Source organism: Pseudomonas sp. 9_2_1 (assembly GCF_059295275.1).
Map to the genome: position 1 here is coordinate 4,549,542 of NZ_CM181239.1, position 16,476 is coordinate 4,566,017.

The window sequence follows — 16,476 nt, forward strand, 5'->3', positions numbered from 1 at the left end:
TCAACCTCCAAGCGACGGTGCAGGGGCCACGCGCAGGCCTGCCGGGCTGGCGGCGCGATGCATGGCTGCAAAATGCTGTGACAAAGGCAGCTGCAGCAGCAGGTGGCCTTCGAAGATGAACTCGGAATCCGGTAGCACCCATTTGCCGATGATCAGGGTGAAACGCGCGTCGGAATCAGCGAAGGGCGGCGTGTATTGGTCGTTTTTCTCGCCATCGATCGTGCCAGTACCATCAATCGGCAGTTTCCACTCCACGTCCACCAGGTCCGTACCGTAGGCGCGGCCCTGCAATTGGAACTTGCCGTCTGGCCGTTGGGTAAGCGTCACCGCGATCTCCGGGCCGCGCTGGCGCACCAGCACATAGGTCGAGCGCACCTCGTCTGTCAGCGTGTTGCGCACCCTGACTTCGTCGAGTACATAGGTTTCGTTGCCTTCAACCTTGGCACCTGTGGTGTAGGTGCAACGCTTGCCATCAGCATCGGGGGCTACCGAACCGCGTCCGTCCTCCCCGGCGTCAGCCACCGACCACTCCAAGGCTCCGCCCAGGGTGCCGGCCGTCAGTGGAAAAGCGTCATCGACGTAGCACACCTGAACCAGCGGGTTGACCGTCATTGCAGAGGGCACCACGGTGACTAGGGTGGTGCTGTTCTGGCCGGTTTTCGAGTCAGTGGCGACAACCGTGGCGCGCATCGGCTCGCTTCCCATGGCATGCGCTGGAGGAGCCCGGTAGTCACCGGTAGCGGGATCGATCCGGCCAAGGTCACCGACGCTGCCAGGGAGCTCCCGCAACGACCATGTCACGTTTTCCAGCGGCGGGTTGACGGTAAAGGCATGACGCTGTGCCGGGGCCAGTGTGATGGGTGGATCGACGATACGAAAACCGGCAGCGCCACCGTCACTGGCAAACAAGGCCATGCCATTGGGCAATTCGTGCCGGAACGGCGCGAGCTTGTACCACCCCGCCAACGTGACGCCGTCCAGCACTTGCTCCGGAATCAACGCGGTCAGCTGCTTGGCCAGGCCTTCCAGTACCGCCTGTTTGATCAAGAACGCGACAAACGCGCAGATCTCTTCGCGTAGTTCGGCCGGCATGTTGTTCGGCAGGCCACTGACAGGGGTCACTTCGGCCGACTGCTGCCATGGCCACAACACTTGCCCGAGCAGCATGCCGCCGGCGCTTTCCTCGGATGACGCCGGTTCATTCAAGTTGAACAACGTCTGCAGGTCGAACTGGAAGGTCGCCGTGTGAGTCTGCTCCGCTCCGTTCGGCTTGGCGCTGTAGGTCAATGACAGGGTGCAGTGGGACTTCCAGTGCTGACGTACTTCATCACGCTCGAACGAGATACTGAGGGGCGATTGGAAATCAGCCTGAGACTCCTGGCCCTGCGCATTGCTCAGGGCTGATGTGCAGCAGCAGCATCCTTGGCCGTGTTGGCTGGCGATCCGCGCATCGGTATCGGCGTCAAGCGGAGCGCCGGCCACGGCAATCTCGAACGCCTCACAGCTGAACTGATAAGCGTTGCTCTCATAGGTGCCGGGGTGCACAGGCAGCAGACCAGCCTTGGCATCCAGGCGCTGCAGGTTGTTATCCGCGTCGAAAGTGGCGTCGAACGCCCCACCTTCAAGCATATGCTCAAGGCCGACACCGTAGGCGGCCCGATGCAGGAAGCGCGAGGTCAGCAACACACTGCTGCTCACCGGTGTTTCCAGGTCGTCAGGTAACAGGAAAGGATACCCGGAGTCCTCGCCTGGGAAGTCGCCCGTCGGCCCGTTGTCAACGCCTGCGAAGATGACTAATGCAGGCGTGCCATTGGCTTTACTGACATGGGTACGTACTTCACTGCGGCGCACGTTCAGGTAAGGGTTGCTGGGCAGCCGCCTGAACGTCACCAAAGGATAGACTTGCCGGGCACTGCCCAGGCCGCTGAGCACATCCTTGAAGAAGCGCCCGGCGGCCAGGCGCTGGGGCAGGCCGCCGCCCAGATCGAGTTCGGTATCAGTGCCATCGCGCAGGTCGGCCCTCACGCCCTGGGCATCGCTGGCAAGCACCAGGGCCTGCGACACTGGCAGCGGGTCCAGCACATCATGCACCGCCAGACCGAGCAGGCCGTCGACCTTGTCCACGCTCAGGTGCGTACCACCCTCAAGGGCGATGCGTTGCTGGACCTTTGCCGAAGCATGCGCTGCCTGCATGGCCGCCAATACTGGCGGCCCCATGCGGTAGCCGGTCAGGATATGGGTAACGCCGGAGCCAGGCAGGGCGATCTCGCCTTCGATATCGCCCCAAGCGCTGTCCTCCTGACTGAAATGCGCCTGCTCGACCAGCTGGTTCAGTTGCTCGGGACGTGTGGCAAATGTGAGGTCCCAGTTAAGATGGCTTGTTTGCTGCTTCATCCAAGCCGTGATGACCGACAGATAATTGGTAGCCATGATTTAGCCCTGTTCCATTGATGTGCTGTACAGCATTCGTGCACCCACGCGTTGTGCAGCCTGTTCGAGGGCCTGATAAGCGTTGATGTGCTCACCCAAGGGCAGCGGCAACACGATGAAACCCTCCAAGCTGAAGGGGAACCCTGGCATGGGCTGCCAGACGGCGCGGACAACGCAGAAATGTGCAGGGCTCTCGGCGGTCGCCTGGTAGTAAGGCTTACCGCCCTGATCGATGTCGATCCGCCCCGGGCCATACGCGACTGTCAGTTCACTGACGCCGGCCGCCCCCCCCGCACTGATGGAAAGCCAGACTCTGCCCAACTTGTCATCGCGTTCGTCCACCAGCACATCAGCGGGGCGGTTCCCGGTCATCTGGGTGACGATACATAGCGTCCGGCGTTCATCGGTCAGGCTGTTGCGCACCTCCACCTCCTCGACCACGAACGATTTCCCCACCACGTCCTTGCCAGGGTGATAGGTGTTGGCCGTGCCGGTCGGATGCGCCAGCTTGCCAAAGGGTTGTGAGCCCAGGATGCGCCATTGCAGTTCACCACCGGTCACGTGCTCGGCCTTGAGGCTGACCCCCTCGTCGCCCGATTGACATACGTCCAGCAAAGGGCTGACCTGAAGGGCGTGTTTGACCACGGTGAGCAGTGCTGAACTGAAAAAACCGCTGACCGGATCCGTGGCGGTGACCCGCACTCGGGTGAACTCACCCTGAATGCCTGTGCTGCCCGGCGCCAAGTACAAGCCGTTGGCATGCTGATCGAAATGGCCCGCGTCGTCCGTCGCCCCCTCGACCGACTCGGCCGACCACTTCACACCGGCTTGCGCAGGCACGCATGCAAGCTGCAACTTGTCGCCGTGGACCAGGATCTTTTCCAGCGGCGTCACGGTGAACGTGGTCGACCGCGGGTCGACGTGGCCGAAACAGATGATGTCATTGGGCATATGCTGTTCGCGGCTCAAAATTGCGCCACCGAAATTCAGCTTGATGGTTTGCTCGACCACTTCATCCATACGTAACTGGGTGGCAAGGTCCTTGGCGAGCGCGGCCCTGATCGGCCCAAAAGCTCTCAAGTCGCCTATGTCGAGGTAGGACGTGTAAGGGAGCAGCAGGACAAACATCATATGATTCACATCCAGCGCCCCTCCCGTCGACTCCCCCTCCCATGGGAAGAGCCGCTCAGGGGACTTGAGCATTCCTGGTTGTGCGATAAAGCTGGACAACTCCAACGTGGCGCCGTGAAGATCCTTCATCCGCCATTCACCGCGCACTGTTAATCTGGTTTCACACTTCCAGATGCCCACGACAAAATCCGGGTTCACCCAGGGGTGCGGTGCGTAGCTGACTTCCCGGTACGCCTCCAGTTGGGTGAAAACTTCATGCCGATCAATCAACAGTTCCAGCGTGACGCGATCTGCCACCACGTTGATTTTCAAAATGCCTGCAAGGGGAACTTTATCGGTAACCAGAAGAGCATCAATTTCACAGTGAACGCTGCCTTTAGCGTTTTCGCTTTGGTAGCTAAATGTCTTGCGCTCTGACAGAAAGGCCAACTCCCCCGCCGTTGCGATCGCTGACATCTCACCGTTTGGCGTCCGCTCAATCTTGAATTCCACGTTCTTGAAAATGTCACGCGGAAGGAGCCTGATGACGGTCGCAAGCGCCACGCGTTTGCGCTCGAAAAGCACACTGGCCGAGTAAACGTCACTGTCATCAGGGATCAAGTAGCGGTATTCCGGCCCTGGTATATCTGGCTGCCCGCTGCCTGCAACCATGCTGATCAACCCAACTACCGCGCCATCAACATCTTCATCATCCTCTTCCATCGGCGAAGGATCGACCGCCGGATTACGCTGAGTGAACAGTCGGAACGACTCGGGTCGAAGCAGTTCATCATTACCTTGCTCGATACGCCCCAGTGACCAGATGCGTTTGCTGTCGGGCAACGCCTTGAACAAGGTCTTGAAAAAATCGCCTCCCAATTCTCGAATACGTCTGGAATCGGAGAAGGTCACCACAAAATCATCACTGTTGCGCAAATCGAGGATCAGGCCTGCCTCCTCATTCACATAGCCTGGCACGTCGGCAAGCTCAAGGCGCAGGCGCAACTCCGGGCCCACCAGGGGTTCAATCCGGTCAATGCGCTGGGGATACCAGTGTGCACCGACCTTCTTCAACCCTACCTGGTTACCGCCAACGATCTTCATGCGCAGGCTGGCCCGCGAGCTTGTGATTTCGGCGTTGTCAAAAGACAAGCGCGGATGATCCAGGATAAAGTTTTGCATATAAACTTTATAACCATTGTCCGCAGGCGTTTCGCCGTTGATCGGCTCCAGGTAGGAGCCTGTGTGAAAACGCCTTATATATTCCTGGATCAACAAGGGGTTGGCCTTGTCCTTTTTAATGGCAAAGATCGAATCGCAGTTCAGCATTCGATCGCCGGCTTGAAGCCACGCCAGCAGCGCCGCCTTCGAATTATTCGACACGGGTAACCTCCGAAATTAATTATATTTCAGCCAATCAGTTTAATATCGGCAGACCGAAAGTCTCGCCACGTCTCACCGTCATCGAAACTGGCAGATGCTGTCAGTCTCAGGGTGCTGTTCAAATTCAGGCCTTCGAGAAACTGTATGGGAAGAAGCGCTTCAATGCTGCCGTCATAGTACTCATCCTCGGTCACTTCCGCCGTGCGCGGGCGTAGAACATGAGTGGCGGGTTTACCGGTTCTCGGCTCACCCTCTGCCTGGATGCCGAGCAATTGCCCTTCTGCCATGAACGTCCAACTGTCCTGCGTGCAGAGGGCCCCATGCGTTGGAACTTCGCTCAATTTCAACTGCCCGTTTTCAACGCCTGAAACCTGGATAGGGAGGTAACTTGCGCTGTCGAAATCGGCCACCCGCAAGTCAAACTTTTGCGACTCCCTAGGCGCCTCGCCGTGACGCGTGAGGGTGTAGTACACGTCAAGCCGCCTGCCCAGGTTGGCCGCCATTGCCGATCGCGGCACCCTGAACAAGCGCCGGTCGCCAGAAGCAGGCTGAGGCACGATGACGTTCCCTGTGCTGCCGTGTCCCTGCCAGTGGAGCCTGATCTGCGGCGCAGGCACCTCTCCCTCGCCGAGTTCTGCATCCTGCGGAATCCTGACTTCAGCCCCACTGCCCAGGTTGCGTGGGTGGACCGTGGCTTGGTGCGACTCATCACCAGGCTCCTGCACTGCATGTTTGATTACCGGCAGCGGCAGGTGGAGTTTGCGTTGCAGTATCACAGTGAGCACCTGGGAGCGCTTCTGCACGCCTTGCCGCGCAAATTCATAGCTGAAAGTAACCTGCTTGCCACGGTTCTCGTCGCTCTGCAGCCACGCGCGGTCCAAAAGCACGGCAACCCGCTTGCCGTCCAGGGAGCTCACATCCGCGCGCAGGCTTCGCAATGTCACTTGAGGCCCCACGGCGTAGAGCATCAACGAATCACCGACTCGCATCTGCGGGTCAACCTCCAGTTCCAACCACACCCCGTCTTGATAGGCTTCGTCATCGGGGTCCAGGGCGCCCCCCGTATGCCCGTCGATGCGGGGTGGCGGCAACAGTGGCGCGGGTGCCGGGTCGGTGGGTTCGGGTTCGGGTTCGGGTTCAGATTCAGGTTCGGGCCAGACGATTTCGAAGCGCTGCACCAAGGACTCGCTGCTAGTACCGCTGGCGTACTTGATGCGGTATTGCAACAAACCGTAACCATACAGGTAGTTGTATACATCGCCATATTCCAGGTGCCACAACAGTGGCTGACCGATGTCGCGCTCCTCAACTACATATTCCTGCTGAACCGGCGTGCCCTCTGCAGTTTCGGTATAGAAAGGCGTCCAGGTCAGCGTAATCTCGTCACCTTCGCTCATGGCCGCATACGGCGCTGTCGCCAACAGCACGCCCTCAGGGTTCAGCGCACTGGCATCGATTTTCCCCTGATGGGCGTCCTGAAGGTGGGGAACCGGTAATGACCAGTAGCCTTCGTCCGGCCGCTGGACATAGAAGGCCCGACGCAGGGACTCCTCACTGAGCGGCTCGCCTGCATCAGTCACTCGCATGTACGAGTAGAAAACCTGACCACCGCGCAAGGCCTTGACTTTGTCGTTAGCGATTGGAAACACCCAGCCCTTTACGGGGTCCAGGCGAAGGACTTGGCGAGCCCCAAAGATATCATCGGCCGTATTGTCCGCCCTGCACCCTCGCCAGTTGACACGTACGTAATCCCCTTCGGCGATACCGGGGTATTTGATCCAGGTCTCCAGCTCGGCATCGCCTAGTGCATCCAGGCTGACCGAGTTACTTCTTTCATCAAGGTGCGCGACCTCTGGCATTTCCATTGTGGCGTCTCCGTTGCAACACAGGGCCAATCGGCAACTTGAGCTAGATATAACACCCGCCCTGTGGCTCGACACCTGGCAAAACTGCTAGGTGCCAGCCCAGGTAACTTCAACTACTGTCGATCCGTACCGCAGCACCGCGCTGTCATGTTCCAGCTCTGTACAGCATGGGCGCATTGAAAGTTGAAACGCCTTTGTTCATTCCTCATGCACACGATGAGACACACCACCATGAGCTCAGAACCTTCAATTCACTCCAACGCCCTTAACTTCATGAGCTTCATGGAAAACGGTGTCGATACGCGCACCGGCCAGTACACGTTGTCGATCAAACTTCCCGACCTGCGCGCCAATGACTTCCAGGGCCCCGACCCGGAACTCAGCCTCAACTTCAGCCCGCTCAACAAGAGCGACTCTGGGTGGGGCAAAGGTTGGAACCTGTCACTGACCCAGTTCACTGCGCACAACCAAGTCGTCACCACCTCTACCGGTGAAACTTTCAAGGTCACCGGAACCGCCGGCAACCGCCTGCACCTGCGCGAGCAACTGCTGGCGCACTTTCATTTGTATCGCGAACCTGCCGGCCCTGGTGGCAACGCGCGTTATCGGGTGGTACACCGTTCTGGCGTGGTGGAAATTCTCGAAGAAATGGGCGGGATGACCGGGCGCATCGCCCTGCCGGTGCAGATCTATTCGGCGACAGGGCACCACATCAGCCTGGCGTACCAGCCGTTCAACCCGGCCTACATGATGCTCAGCTCGATCACCGATGGCAGCGGGCAGATCCTTCTGGAAGTAGAGCGCAAGGATGGCCGCATCGAGTTGCGCGAACGGCCTTACCAGGGCGATGACGGCCAGCCCTTCGCCCGCTATGTGATGAACCTGATCAACACCGACTGGGTCGAATCGGTTGTTTTGCCAACCGCCGAGCATGCAAGCTGGCGCCTGGAATACAGGCAGGTGCTCGATCATCTGTGCCTGAGCAAGGTCGAGACCCCTACCGGCGCTCGGGAATACTTGCTTTATCAGGATGGTGGGCATCAGTTCCCAGGTACCAGCCGCCCCCTGGCCTTGCCCCGTGTTACCCGCCACATCATCGAGCCAGGTCAGGGACAACCCGCATTTCAGCGAGCCTATGCCTATCCGGGCTTGCACAATTTCCTGGGCTTCGGCAGTGGCATTGGTTGGACTGACGACGGGCTGGACAACCTCTACAAGTACTCGGCCGACTACGAGTATCAGACCGTCGAAACCTTATGCGACGCAGATAGCAACCCACTGCAGAGCGTTACCCGTACCTTCAACCGTTTCCACCTGCTGACTGCCACCAGAACCGTCCAGAACAACTGCGTTCATGAAATCAACACCACCTACAACCTCAGGCCAGGCTCATTCGACGACCAGGCGCCAACCCTGCAGATGCCGATCAGGGAGCAGACCCGCTGGTCATTGGCCAACGACATTACCCGCAGCCGCCTGGAAACGGTCGAAACACAGTACGACACCCATGGCAACATCACCTGGCGGAAACTGGCCAGCGGGGTGACCGAAACCAATACCTGGTACGGCGTAGAGGCTGAAGACGGGTACCCGGGGGATGCCAATGGTTTCGTTCGGCACCTCAAGAGCCGGACCACCACACCCTCCAGCGACGGCCAAGGGCCGGCACCCACCCTGACCCGCCACTATCGGTACCGCGCGCTGACGCCGCTGGCGAGCGACACCATCACGCTTAGCCCAATGGTTGTCGAGCACACCGAAACACTGGTGCAGGAAGCCAACCCGGCAGAGGTGCTGGCGCAAACGGTGAGCGCCTACATTGACGCGCCGTTTGCCAGCCTGCTGCATGGCCGCCTCTATCAGCAGACGCTCAAACGCAACACGCTGGAAACCACCACCCAGTATCAGTTCAAGAGGATGGTCGACCCACTCAGCCAGCACCCGGTACTGGAAACCCGCACCACCCTCATCGGTTATGACGGCGCGCTGCGCTCAACCGCTGAAAGGCGTTCGCTGCTGGTCGGTGAGACGGTCTTCGAATGCGATGAGAACGGCGTGCAAACACATTGGGAATTCGATGCACTGCGCCGTGTTATCCGTGAGCGGGTATCGGCCGGGACCGACTTCGAGGCGGGCAGACGCTACGCCTATGAACTGTGTGCCCGCGACGGGGACATCGCCCGGCATCGAGTGACCAACGCGCGCGGTATCACTACCGAGACGGTACTGGACGGCCTGGGCCGGCCTGTCCTCGAGCAAAGGGACAACGTTCATCCCTCACGGCCGGGCAGCTTTTTCAAAGTCATGGCCCTTGAATACGACGCTTTCGGCCACCGGGTCCAGGAAACCGTTACCGACTGGCTGCAAGGTAGCCAGTTCCTGACGCTGACCAAGCGCATGAGGTATGACGATTGGGGTGAGCAATGCTGCTCCATTGGCCCGGATGGCGTTGAACAACACAACGTACTCGATCCTATCGGTAATGCCGCTCACAAAGGCGCCATCCGTTACACCTGGCGCGAAGGCGGCAAGCTGCAATCACGTACCCGGACAAACACCCGTAACGGTGTCAAAACCCAGGTAACGCACGTGGCGCGGGCGATCAGCGGCAAGACCGAGACCTGGCTCAACCTGTTCAACAAGCCCGTGCGCCGCAAGCGCCTGGATGCCTTCGACGAGCTGCTCGGCGAGCGCAGCTACACCTATGACGGCCTCGGGCACACCCTTAGCGAAAAGGATGAACGCAACCACACCACACTATTTGCCTACGACCCCTGGGGCCGCATGCTGAGCACCCGGCAGGCCAACAATACACAGCTGACCCGCACCTACGCCGAGCATTCCAGCGAAGAGCTACCCGCCAGCCTGGTGGTGACCCCGGCGAACGTCTCGTTACCCGCCCGCGAAATCGGTGCGCAGTACCACGACGGGCTGGACCGCCTGGTCGGCGCTACCACGGGCGGGCGGACTGAGTATTACGTGTTCCGTGAAGGCGAAAGCATGCCACGCCAGCACATCACCCCTGCCGGGGACACCATCGAGCTGGATTACAACCTGCAGCTCACCAATATGCCGACCAGCAACAATGCGCCCGAAGACCACGCCCGCTTCGGCTATCACCCCACCAGCGCGCGTTTGCTTAGCAGTGACAACGGGCAAGGCAAGCGACGTTACGAATACAACATGGCCAACCAGCTGACTGCAGAACACTGGGACGACGTGCACACAGGCAAGTCCTGGAGCAGGACCCACGTCAGCACCTTGCATGACCGATTGAAAAGTACACAAGAAGCCAATGGTGTACCTACCACGCACGAGTACTACCCGGATGGTCGCCTGAAATCCACGCTTCAGGGCCAGTTGCAGGCGGTCTTCGAATACGATGAGCTGGGCCGCGTGCAACTGATCACCAGCCACGACCGGGCAGGCACCCATTCGCTGCAAACGGCGGTTGAATATGATGATCATGATCGCGAATTAAAGCGCTCCTGGCGCCAGAGCGGTCAGCCAGATCGCCTGCAGGAATCGGCCTGGGGCGCGGATGACTTGATGCTCAGCCGCACACTGCATGTCGCCGGTGTTTTGCGTCTTGAAGAAGGCTTTGGTTATGACAGCCATGCGCGTCTGGTCCGGCACACCTGCAAGGGGCCGGACCTGCCCCGCGACACGCTGGGCCGCGGTATCGAATCACAGGTATTCACCTTCGATGCCTTCAACAATATCGTGATCACAATTACCAGTTTCACCGGCGTGCTGCGCCCGGAAAGGGCCGAGTTCATTCATGCGGAACGCGACCCCTGCCAGCTGCAACACATCAAATACACGCCTGCGCGTGCCGAGCCGGCCCCCTGGTTCAGCTACGACGCCAATGGCAACCTGACCCGCGACGAGCGTAACCGCCCGGTGCGTTATGACAGCCAGAACCGGTTGCTGGGCCTGAACGCTGCGGGCCAGCCCGATACCTATGGCTATGACGGCAATGGCCTGCTGGTCAGTCGCCACGACGCCGGCAAGCGCACGCTGCTGCTGCATGACGGTGAACGATTGCGCCTGGCCGTGCGTGACGGCGTGCAGACACTGTACCTGCACCACGGCGAGCAACCGCTGGGTGTGCAGCAAAGCGGCAGCGGCGCGCACTCACCGTTGCTGCTGCACACCAGTGCCAGCCACAGCGTGATTGCCGAAAGCCAGGCCGGTAGCACGCGGGCCATACGTTATACGGCATACGGCGAAGGCCACAGCGACGACCCTGCGCTGGCTGCGCTGGGCTACAACGGCGAGGCGCTTGACCCGGACAGCGGCTGGTACCTGCTGGGCAACGGCTATCGCGCCTACAACACGGTGCTGATGCGCTTCCACAGCCCGGACTCGCTCAGCCCGTTCGGCGAAGGGGGGCTGAACTATTACGGCTACTGCCTGGGCAACCCGGTTACCTTCCGCGACCCTACTGGGCATTTCAGCACCGGTTACAGCGGTACCAGCCAGTCGCGGCAGGAGCTTGAGCGGCATCGGATCTCGCCGCGCGTGGAGCTCGGTGTGATGGGCTGGGTCGGCATGGGTGTCGGTTTCATTTTCGCCGCCATCGCCTCGGTGGTGGCGATTGTGGTGACGTATGGTACGGCAACGCCTGCAGTAGCTGCCGCCTGGACGGCAGCCACCGGAGGTGTCGCAGCAAGTGCGGGGGCGGCGGCAGCCGGAGCAGGTACGGCGGCGGCGGCGGCGGCGGCCGGAGCAAGTGCGGCGGCGGCGGCGGTGGCAGCCGGAGGAGGTACGGGTGCGGCAGCGGCAGCGGCAGCGGGAGCGGCATTGACGGTATCGGTAGCAGCGGGTGGAGGCGCCTTCATAGTAGGCACCCAGGTCGCGGCGGCGATCATCACAGCCACGCTGACAGTGGCTGGTACGGCGGTGCAAACGGAAGGTGTCCTTTCCGGACATGAAACGCGAAGCAATATAGGCCTGATTCTTAATATCGCGGCTGGCGTTACGGGTGCTATCGCGGGGGGGATGCTCTGGTTGGGTGCGCCTAAATCAAGAGCTGGCAGTTATAAGTCTAATAACTTCGCAGAATACGCTGTCAGCCCGTATTTTGTTTTCAAGCCACGCCCTAGACATATACCTAAAGCTATTTTTAGGCCTACATCCAAGCCTGGAAAGGCTGGCCCATCCAAGTTACGCAGCAACATGCACTTACCCGGCGCCTCCCCCAGAGATTAAACAGCAACATACCCTCCAGGGTTAAAATCATCAAATTTATTTTCAGGGACATTAAAATGAAAAAGCCAGCGAGCACTTCTTCCCCCCGAGCCGATGCCAATTTAACCCGCAAGCACTATTTGAAATCAAAAACAGCCAAACTTCAGCCATCCCCAAAGAGCCTGGACGCCCCCGATGTCAAAGGCATCATTGATCCCCTGGACGGCACTCTGCACCGAAATGCCTTGACGGATGATCTTGAAGTCCGCATTCCGCCATGGGCATTTCTACCGGACGACCCCGACTTGGAATCGGAAAAACTGCAGCTGGAATATTCCCTGACCGGCACCAATGACTCTTTCAAAGACATCGGCACCCCGGAGGAATGCTTTCCGCCGATCGTGCCGGACGATTTCCCTATTCCCCTGTCATACCCTCAGGGCAATATCCCCGTCAATGGCGCGCTATGGATCCGCTACAGGCACGAAGATTACATGGGCGTTCACCGTCGGTCGGAGGCCATCAGGCTGATCTGTGACAGCATCCCGCCATGGGGTGAACAGATAGTGCCGAATCCGGTACAGCTGCCCGCCGGCTACATCAACGAAACCTACCTGGCCGCGCACCCCGGTGGGATTGAAGCCATTTTACCGCCCCGGGCAAATCAGCAGCCGGGCGATACGTTCACGCTGTACTATCTGGAGAAATGGCCAGAAGAACAGAGCGAATTCGGCACGCCAGTGGCCGAGGGGCCCGTTCCCGATGACCGCAAGGTGATGATCCCGGTCGACCAGATACGGCGCATGGGCGATGGCCGCTTCTTTATCACCTACTTCGAGTTCGACAAAGCGACCAACAAGAGCCGCATGGCTTTCCCGGGCTCGGTCGACGTAGTGCTCGGGGACGAACCGGAAGATCTGCAGAAACCACAAGTACCGCTGGCACTGGACGGCGCACTTGACCTGAAGGATGCGCAGCTCGGGGTCACGGTGGACATCCCGGAGTACAAGAACCGCGGCTTGCGTGACACCATCGAAGTCACATGGCACGGGGTAACCCCAGCCGGCTCCGTGTTGCGCCCTGAGCCTGTGGGCTCACGCCCCTTCCCTATCAGCGTCCCGGTTCCCCCGGAGGTATTGCGCGAGGAGTACGGCGCCAGTACAGGTGTAGAAGCCACCAACGTCAGCTATCGAATCTTGCGCGGCGAGGTGCCCTATGGCCCGGCAAATGACGGCATCAACGTCGACTTTTCCATCGCAGGCCCCGGGCGCCCCGACCCGGACCCCGAATGGCCGGCGCCTGTCAACCCTTACTTGACCGCACCCCAGATCACCAGCGAGTCGGGGCAGAGCAACCGACTGGTGCGGGCTGACGCCGGTAAGGACGCGACGCTGAGTATCGATCTGTACGACCGCATCGAGGTCGGACAGGTCGTCGACTTCTATTGGAATGGCATCCTGATGGACGAGGCTAGCTGGGTGGTCGACCGGGTAACTGGCGCGGTCAAACAAGTCACGATCCTGTGGAAGTACATCCTTGCGGCCGGCAACAACCCGAGGCTGCCGGTGCACTACACCGTGCGCGCAGCAGCCGACGCGCTCAATGAACAAGAGTCGGAGCGCCAGTACGTCGATGCCGACGCGGTGACGATTACCCCGGATGCGGGGCAGTTCGAGGGGCTGAGTTGCTCATCCTTGTGGGACCCGGACGACGCTACAGCCCCTCCTGCATTCAGGATCAGGATCCCGGCCAGTGCCCAGTACAACCTCGTCCCTGGCGACAAGATCACGCTCGAATGGACGGTCGTCCAGGGGCTTAACGGTGAAGTCCCCATCGACGTGGGCCTCCCCGAAACGCTGACGCTGACTCAATCAATGATCGAGGACGGCTTCGTCTGGAAAATTCAGCCGTACGAGGATCGTATTCTGCCGATCTATGTCCCTTCACCGCTGGCGGCACGCGGCCGGGTGAAGTACAGCTTCCCCGGAAAAGGGCTGGTATCGGCTCCCGCGGAAAAAAGAGTCAGCATCGCTGACAACGGCACAGGGAGCACTTGCGATTTGACCCGCCCCTGACCGCCGCTGGCAGCGGCCTTTGGAAATCGGGCCGCCGCCAGCACTAAATGTAGGACTTATCCTGGTGAATTGTAGGGTAATTCCTACATTCATCGCGAAGTGGCGCACATAGGCTGACGGCCTGAAAGATCCCCCTACAAAAAGGAGAGATGGATCTTACAAACGCAGCCATATACACAAGGAAATTCCATGTCTAGCCACCCGCGATCAACTTTCTATTCTCTTCGGCATCTGACCCTGCTGGGCAAACTGAGCCCGCTGCTGCTGGCAACCTCCGCCTGGGCCCAGACCAACGTTACCAAGGACACCCTGATCGATGCCGACAGCGCACTCGACAGTTACCGCGTCATAGGTCCGGCCACCTTGACGGCCAATGGCGCGAAGATGTTGCAGGTGTTTGCAGAGGCGGGCGCCACAGTCACGTTCAGCGACAGCCGTATCGACGCCTTGAACAATGCCAACGGTCTCACCCTGTGGGGGGCAGATGCTACCTTGCAGCGCACCACTGTGGTGAGCGAGTCCCGCGGCCTGAGCCTGACAGCGGATGGCAGCGCGGGCAGGCACTCGCAGGCGCTTGTCATCGACAGCAACATAAGCGGCGCACGCCAGGGCGCGCTGGTCAACGACAGTACGCTCGAACTGCAACGCAGCGAGCTGCGTGGCACTGGCGCAGCCGGCCTGGGCGCCGATTTGTTCAACGGCACGCTGATAGCCCGCGAAGGCTCCACCATCAGCGGCAGCCAGAACGGCGTACGCCTGCGCGAAGGCAGCAGCCCTTCGGGCAACTCCACGCTGGTGGTGGACAACAGCCTGGTCGAGGGCGTGAACGGATCGGCAATCGTCGTGGGTATCGGCGCCATTCGCCCGGCTTCTGCGCATATCGACGTGCTCAACCGCTCGACCCTGCGCGCGGGCAATGGCGTGCTGCTGGAAGTGGAGCACAGTGCTGACGCGACCTTGCGGGTGAATGACAGCCAGCTGGAGGGCGACGTCGTCGTCGCCGAAGGCGGCAGTGCCGCAGTTCAGCTCGAAAATTTTGCCACTCTCAAAGGGCGCCTGGAAAACGTCGCCAGCCTGGCCATCGACAGCAATGCCCAATGGGTGATGGTCGGCGATGCCCATGTCGGCGCATTGAGCATGGATGGCGGCTCGGTGCGCTTTGGCGAGCTGAACGAGTTCTTCACCCTCTCGCTGGACAGCCTGGCGGGCAACGGCACCTTCGTGATGGAAGCTGACTTCAGCAGCGGCCAATCGGACAAACTGGACGTGACCGGCAACGCCAGCGGCAACCATACCTTGCTGATCAACAGCAGTGGCCACGACCCGCACGCGGAAAACAGCCTGCACATGGTGCACACCGGCGGCGGCGACGCGCAATTCGAACTGCAAGGCGGGCCGGTGGACCTGGGTGCCTACTCCTACGACCTGGTGCGCAAAGGCGACAACGACTGGTTCCTCGACCTGACTACCCGAGTGGTCAGCCCTGGTACGCAATCGGTCATGGCCCTGGCCAACGCAGCCCCAACCATCTGGTACGGCGAACTAGGCACCTTGCGCAGCCGCATGGGTGAGGTGCGACGCAACCCTGGCAACTCCGGCGCCTGGGTGCGTACCTTCGGCAATAAATACAATGTCGCGGCCAGCGCTGGCGTGGCTTATCAGCAGCATCAGCAAGGTTTGTCGTTCGGCGCCGATACCCCCTTGTCAGCCGGTGATGGCAACTGGCTGGTCGGGGTTACGGCGGGCATCAGCACGTCCGACCTCAACCTGGCACGTGGTTCATCTGCAACCGTCGACAGCTACCACATCGGTGCCTATACCAGCTGGTTCGAGGCCGAAAGCGGCTATTACTTCGACGCCACGGCTCGGCTCAACCGCTTCGAGAACAGCCTGGACGTACGCCTGAGCGACGGCAAGAAAACCGAGGGGGACTACACCAGTCAAGGGCTGGGGGTTTCGCTGGAAGTCGGCCGGCACCTGAGCCTGGCAGACGGCTACTTCCTCGAGCCATTCGCGCAGCTCTCGGGGCTGGTGGTGCAGGGCAAGGACTACAGCCTGGACAACGGTATGAGTACCGAGGGCGAACGCACACGCTCGCTGCTGGGCAAGCTCGGCGCCACAACAGGGCGCACCTTCACCGCGGCGGACGGGCGCACCCTCCAGCCCTACCTGCGCGTCGCGGCCGTGCATGAATGGGCCAACGATAACCAGATCAAGGTGAACGGCAACCGCTTCGCCAACGACCTGTCCGGTACGCGCGGTGAGGTTGGTGTGGGCCTGGCGCTGTCATGGGCAGAGCAATGGCAAGCGCATGCCGACTTCGACTACAGCCACGGCAGCAAGATCGAACAGCCCTGGGGCGTCAATCTCGGGGTGCGGTACAGCTGGTGAACACTGAGGGAAGGCCGTAGCGCCTTCCC

At 60.4% G+C, this 16,476-nt stretch carries 6 protein-coding genes; 3 read left to right on the forward strand and 3 right to left on the reverse strand.

Features of this window, described 5'->3' with window-relative positions; genetic code table 11:
- Genes AC5O5I_RS20720 through AC5O5I_RS20730 form a run of 3 tightly spaced genes read right to left on the reverse strand, consistent with a single transcriptional unit; the run spans nt 1 to nt 6,788 of the window.
- Nucleotides 1-2,430 carry a hypothetical protein gene (locus AC5O5I_RS20720; RefSeq protein ID WP_494511474.1) on the reverse strand — a complete coding sequence of 810 codons (2,430 nt, stop codon included), beginning with the start codon at nt 2,428-2,430 and terminating at the stop codon, nt 1-3.
- Nucleotides 2,431-2,433: 3 nt separating this feature from the next.
- Nucleotides 2,434-4,923, reverse strand: a complete 2,490-nt coding sequence (locus AC5O5I_RS20725; RefSeq protein WP_494511475.1) for a hypothetical protein — start codon at nt 4,921-4,923, stop codon at nt 2,434-2,436.
- A 26-nt stretch (nt 4,924-4,949) separates the two neighbouring features.
- Nucleotides 4,950-6,788 (reverse strand): hypothetical protein, encoded by a 1,839-nt coding sequence (locus AC5O5I_RS20730; protein ID WP_494511476.1) that lies wholly within the window; start codon nt 6,786-6,788, stop codon nt 4,950-4,952.
- A 231-nt stretch (nt 6,789-7,019) separates the two neighbouring features.
- On the opposite strand from AC5O5I_RS20730, the gene AC5O5I_RS20735 reads away from it, so the two are divergent.
- The 3 genes from AC5O5I_RS20735 (at nt 7,020) to AC5O5I_RS20745 (ending at nt 16,447) form a co-directional block, all read left to right on the forward strand.
- On the forward strand, nt 7,020-12,002 hold the full coding sequence (locus AC5O5I_RS20735) for an RHS repeat-associated core domain-containing protein (protein WP_494511477.1): 4,983 nt from the start codon (nt 7,020-7,022) through the stop codon (nt 12,000-12,002).
- 56 nt (nt 12,003-12,058) lie between these two features.
- Nucleotides 12,059-14,056 (forward strand): hypothetical protein, encoded by a 1,998-nt coding sequence (locus tag AC5O5I_RS20740; RefSeq protein ID WP_494511478.1) that lies wholly within the window; start codon nt 12,059-12,061, stop codon nt 14,054-14,056.
- A gap of 189 nt (nt 14,057-14,245) precedes the next feature.
- On the forward strand, nt 14,246-16,447 hold the full coding sequence (locus AC5O5I_RS20745; RefSeq protein WP_494511479.1) for an autotransporter outer membrane beta-barrel domain-containing protein: 2,202 nt from the start codon (nt 14,246-14,248) through the stop codon (nt 16,445-16,447).
- Nucleotides 16,448-16,476 lie beyond the last annotated feature (29 nt).